Origin of the sequence: Pseudomonas agronomica (assembly GCF_025917275.1) — a bacterium.
Taxonomy (GTDB): Bacteria; Pseudomonadota; Gammaproteobacteria; order Pseudomonadales; family Pseudomonadaceae; genus Aquipseudomonas; species Aquipseudomonas agronomica.
Map to the genome: position 1 here is coordinate 1 of NZ_JAOSHO010000958.1, position 742 is coordinate 742.

The 742-nt window shown below is 66.3% G+C and carries 1 pseudogene; it reads left to right on the plus strand.

Features of this window, described 5'->3' with window-relative positions:
* Window positions 1-26 precede the first annotated feature (26 nt).
* Window positions 27-742, plus strand: a pseudogene (locus OC610_RS28365) (ImcF-related family protein); the annotation flags it as partial.

Below are 742 nucleotides of genomic sequence, written 5' to 3' on the forward strand. Positions count from 1 at the left end.
GCCTCCAAGAGAGTCTGGAAAACCCATTGCTGGATCATTGGCTTGGCTTACGCCGTTGGCGCACGTTGGACGGCGCGGTCTGGGCACTGACCCCAGAACAAAGCGCCGATGCAGTGGCGCTGACCAAGGGCATGCGCCATTTGCAGGGGCTGGCTCGTCGGATGCGCCGGCAGGTGCCGTTGCACCTGTGGCAGGTGTGCGAGGCGACGTGGTCGCAGGAAGGTCGCGAGCGTCAGCCGGTGGGGTGTCTGCTGCCGGCCAAGGTCACGCCGGCGACGCTGGAGGATTGTCTGCAGGAATTGGTCGAGCCTTTGCGTCACCAGGGCATCGTGCAGATGAAGCTCAAGAAGCAGCTGCACCACGATTTTCTGCTGCGCCTGTCGCGGGATTTGCAGGCCGATGGCATTGCCCGTTGGCGCCAGGCGCTGGCGCCGTCGTTGAGTGGGTTCAATCCGGGGGTGAGGCTGCGTGGGCTGTGGTTCAGCCAGCCGCTGCGCGAGACCCGGAGTGCTGAAGATGAGCATTTCTGGTGGCCGGATCCGGTGTGGCAGGGCGTGCAGCGCGACAAGGCGGTCGGCGCGCGGCTGGGCTGGGGCGCGCCGCGGGTCGCTTATGCGTTGTTCCTGGGGTTGGCCGTGGTGTGGGGCGTGGGAATGGCGCTGTCCTTTGTTGGCAATCGGGCGCAGATCGTTCAGGTGCAGGCGGTGTTGGCGGGGCTGGACGCGTCGTCGCGGGCCGATGA